This window comes from Streptomyces sp. ATLC9, from assembly GCF_057196705.1.
In genome coordinates, this window is record NZ_JBXUOY010000381.1 from 1 (window position 1) to 3,998 (window position 3,998).

General features: G+C 69.1%; 5 protein-coding genes. 3 read left to right on the forward strand and 2 right to left on the reverse strand.

Annotated elements, in window-relative coordinates:
- Positions 1-145: 145 nt before the first annotated feature.
- A complete protein-coding gene (locus AC2CJA_RS25015; RefSeq protein ID WP_484604952.1) occupies positions 146-670 on the reverse strand; it encodes a transposase in 525 nt (174 codons plus the stop codon).
- A 255-nt stretch (positions 671-925) separates the two neighbouring features.
- Positions 926-1,627, reverse strand: a complete 702-nt coding sequence (locus tag AC2CJA_RS25020; RefSeq protein ID WP_484604948.1) for a hypothetical protein — start codon at positions 1,625-1,627, stop codon at positions 926-928.
- A 570-nt stretch (positions 1,628-2,197) separates the two neighbouring features.
- On the opposite strand from AC2CJA_RS25020, the gene AC2CJA_RS25025 reads away from it, so the two are divergent.
- The 3 genes from AC2CJA_RS25025 to AC2CJA_RS25035 all read left to right on the forward strand — a co-directional run bounded on the left by AC2CJA_RS25025 (position 2,198) and on the right by AC2CJA_RS25035 (position 3,851).
- Entirely contained in the window at positions 2,198-2,467 is a 270-nt protein-coding gene (locus AC2CJA_RS25025) for an IS110 family transposase (protein ID WP_484604949.1), read from the forward strand.
- A 57-nt stretch (positions 2,468-2,524) separates the two neighbouring features.
- Positions 2,525-2,701 (forward strand): hypothetical protein, encoded by a 177-nt coding sequence (locus tag AC2CJA_RS25030; protein WP_484604950.1) that lies wholly within the window; start codon positions 2,525-2,527, stop codon positions 2,699-2,701.
- Positions 2,702-3,011: 310 nt separating this feature from the next.
- Entirely contained in the window at positions 3,012-3,851 is an 840-nt protein-coding gene (locus AC2CJA_RS25035; protein ID WP_484604951.1) for an IS5 family transposase, read from the forward strand.
- Positions 3,852-3,998: the final 147 nt, after the last annotated feature.

Sequence of the window (3,998 nt, forward strand, 5' to 3'; positions counted from 1 at the left end):
AGGGGCTCCACCAGAACCCACAGACCATCAGGAACCAGACGAGAAGAGAGGTCACCGGCCACAGACAGCATCATGCCCGACGCCGATCAAGCCACGTGAGACACCCTCTAACTTGACTCTGCCGGGGATCTTGAGGTGGCCGGTTTCATCCACCGACGAAGCGCCAGCAGCGAGGTCGGGGGATCCCCTGCCGGTCCAGGCAGGTCTGGAACGCGGTCGGCCGCCGGGGTGGATGGCCCCGTTCCGTAGGCGAGGAATCGGTCGAGAGCCGTTCGACGGTCACCGCGATGGCGGTGAGAACATGCCGGACACGGGTCTTGGTGAGTCCTCGGTAGCGGCATCGCCGCATCCCGTGGCCGTGCACGAGCTCGTCGACGGTGCCTTCGACACCGGAGCGGAGCGCGTGGATGCTGCGTCGGTCCGCACCGTTGTGCTCGGCGCGGGCACGTCGTTGCAGGTCGAGCAAGTCCTTGGGCGGGAAGCCCACGCCGCGGGAGGCCGCACGGGAGCCGGTGCACTTCGAGCGGGCCGGGCACGGACCGCACCGGCTCTGGGCGAACGTGACCACGATCAGTGGTGCCGCCTGCGGTGAGGAGGACGGATACGGGCCGGACCGGGCGCGGCTGGTCCGGCCCCGGGGGCAGGTCGCCTGCCGCTGCTCGATGTCGATGCGGACGTCGTCCCGGCCGAAGCCGCCCTATACGCGGTGCCGGCGAGGGGGATCACCGCGTACCGGGCCGACCGGTTCCACCCGATGGACGCGAAGGGTGCGATCCTGGTGGACGAGCGTGGGGTGGCCGCCGTCGATGAGAGGCTCGGCAGGCGGCGGCGTGCGAGCCGGTGGCGGATCTCGGGCAGGGCCCGAAAGTCGTGCTCGGCGGCCCCGGTGTTGGCCACATTGGTGATCACGTTGGTGCCGTGCTCGTCACAGGACTCGGTCACCTGGGTCGGGTGGCCCTTCCAGCGAGTGACGTGTCCGCGGCGGCCGTGGCGGGCCTGGGGGTCGTGGGGGAGACGAGCGCGGTTGCCGACGGCGGCGGGCCGCCGTCCTCCGGGTGTGCCGGCGGATCCCGCCACGCTCGTCGGGCAGGTGGTTCCGCACGAAGATCTCCCGCACGGCCTCGGCCTGCGGCCCGGCGGGGAAGGGGATGGGGGACCGGCGAAGGCGCGTCGGCGGTCGGTGGATGTCGGAGCCGGTGCTGTTGATCCCGGTCGTGGGGTGGGTGGGATTCTCGTCCGGGCGCACCAGGCGCACCAGGCGCACCAGGCGCACCAGGCGCACCGGGCGGCCGTGGCGCCGGCCCCGGTCCTCGGTGGCCAGGCCGGCGAGCCCGTGCGGTGCGGTGCGGGCGAGTTCTTCCCGGGGCGCGCGCAGGGCCTCGGTCACCGGCTCCGGGCGGGTCGGGTCGCGCACCGCCGCCGGGACGTGGGTGGCATCGAGGCGCCGGCGTCCTCGCTCCGTGACCGGCCCGGCCTCGCGCCGGCGGTCCGGGGCGAGGTCGAGCAGTACATCGGCGCGGCCGTCCTGCACGAGCCGGCCCCGGACGTCGGCCGGCACGCCGTGGTGGAACCCGGGATCGTCCAGCGGCAGCGCGAGAGCGTACGCGACGTCGGTCCGGCAGCGCACGGCCTCGGCGGCCTGCCGGTCGGAGAGGTTGTACGGGAACCCGCGGCACGCCGACGGTGGCCGGCCGGGCGGGTGAGGGCTCTGGGCGGCCCTCGCGCGGGTACCGGGACGCGAAGTCCTCGTCCCGCCACGGCCCGCCGAGGCGATCCCGCACCTCCATCGCCGTCGTATCACCCGGATTGCCCGCCCGCGCGACCTGCGCGGTTAGAGGCGGGACCCGTTCACCGGGACGGGGACAGACGGACACAGACCACCTCGCCGCATGCCTGGGGCCTCGGAACCGTCCCGAGCATGACGGGAGATCGGGCCACTCCGCCGCAGAACCTCAAGATCCCCGACTGTGAGGATGAGGGAGGCACTGCTCGAGGGTCTGACCCGATCCCCGATTGACGCTTCGGCTGTCCTTACTCTGAATCGTCGACCTTCCGAGCGGGGCCGTTGCGCGTACCGGCTCGGTGATCGTGACCTCATAGGAGCTTGACCAAAGCGGTCCCATCACAGTCGTGTCCGTCCGCCGGGCCGGTGCGCGCGAGCCCATTCACCGCGCGCGGAAGGAACAACCCGGCCACCATGCCACAGCCCATCGAGGTGATCGGCGGGATCGACACCCACACCGACGTCCATCAGGCCGCCGTCATCGACACCATCGGCCAGCACCTGGCCACCGAGGCGTTCCCCACCACGCCTGCAGGCTACCGGCGCCTGCTGGAGTGGCTGCGTTCGCACGGCCGAGTGCTGGTCGTAGGCATGGAAGGCACCGGCTCCTTCGGGGCCGAACTCGCCCGGTACCTGCACGCCAACCAGGTCACCGTCATCGAGGTGGAGCGACCTGACCGGTGAGCTCGCCGCGCGGCAGGCAAATCCGACCCCGTTGATGCCTACGCCGCCGCCACCGCGGTGCTCTCCGGCCGTGCCAAGGGCACCCCGAAGCACCGCGACGGCTCGGTCGAGGCAATCCGCGGCCTGCGCGTGGTACGCGCCGGCGGCGTCAAGGCCCGCACCCAGACCATCAACCAGATCAAATCATTGATCATCACCGCCCCGCTGCGGTGCGCGAAGCGCTGCGCTCGCTGACCACCACCGAGTCGATCCGGCGCCTGGCCGCCAGCCGTTCCGGCGCCGATCTGACCGACCCGGCCGCAGCCGTCAAACTCGCTCTCAGAGGGTGTTTATGCAGGTCAAGCCCTATATGTGGCTTTCATCACTGCCCTGCTTTGAGGGCTTTCATTCCGTAGGTGGCGAATGATCTTCTCCGGGGCAGAGACTCGGCCATCCGTCTCGCCCACATCCGTGCCCGGGAGTCCGTCTGGTTTGAAGATGTTGCGGAATCGCCTGATGGTCAGCGGAATCAAGCCCTCCGGGTCGCCCGTGATCACGGTATGCCGTGAGCGAGCACAAGCCGTACCCCGGCGACCTGTCCGACGCCCGATGGGCCCTGATCGAGCCGACGCTGACTTCCTGGCGGAAAGCCCGGCTCGGCCGCAGACCAACCGGGCAGCCGGCCAAGGTCGATTTACGTGACGTCTTCAACGCGATTCTCTACATCAACCGCACCGGAATCCCCTGGAAGTACCTCCCACACGACTTCCCGAACCACGCCACCGTCTACGCCTACTACGCCGCGTGGCGCGACGAGGGAATCTTCGCCCAGCTCAATTACGACCTGACAGGACTGGCCCGCGTCAAGGAGGGGCGCAAGCCCGAGCTGACCGCCTCCGTGATCGACACCCAGAGCGTCAAAACCTCTACCAACGTGCCTGTGACCAGCCAGGGAACCGACGCCGCCAAGAAGATCGTCGGCCGCAAGCGCGGCATCCTCACCGACGCGATCGGTCTCATCCTTGCCGTGACCGTCACCGCCGCCGGCCTCTCGGAGAACGCCCTGGGAATGCGCCTCCTCGACCAGGCGAAGGAGAGGTACCCGACCATCGTCAAGAGCTGGGTCGACACCGGCTTCAAGAACGCGGTTGTCGAGCACGGCGCCCGCCTCGGCGTCGACGTCGAAGTCGTCAACCGCAATCCGGGGACCCGCGGCTTTGAAGTCGTGAAAAGGCGCTGGGTGGTGGAGCGGAGTATCGGTTGGATCATGATGCACCGCCGCCTGGCCCGCGACTACGAGACCCTCACCGCCAGCTCCGAGGTCATGATCTACATCGCCTCGATCGACAACCTCGCCAAGCGCATAACGGACGAGAGTATGCCAACCTGGCGAGGAACCTACTAGGGCATACAGGGCAATACGCCTAGATTAAATGCCCTCTTAGTACTCCAGTCTGACTTTGCGATCTTGCTGCGGACCCGGCTGGAAACGGGTACGGCCACCGCGTGATCATCGGTTGGTGTGTGGACAAACGAAGATCGTGCGGTGGCC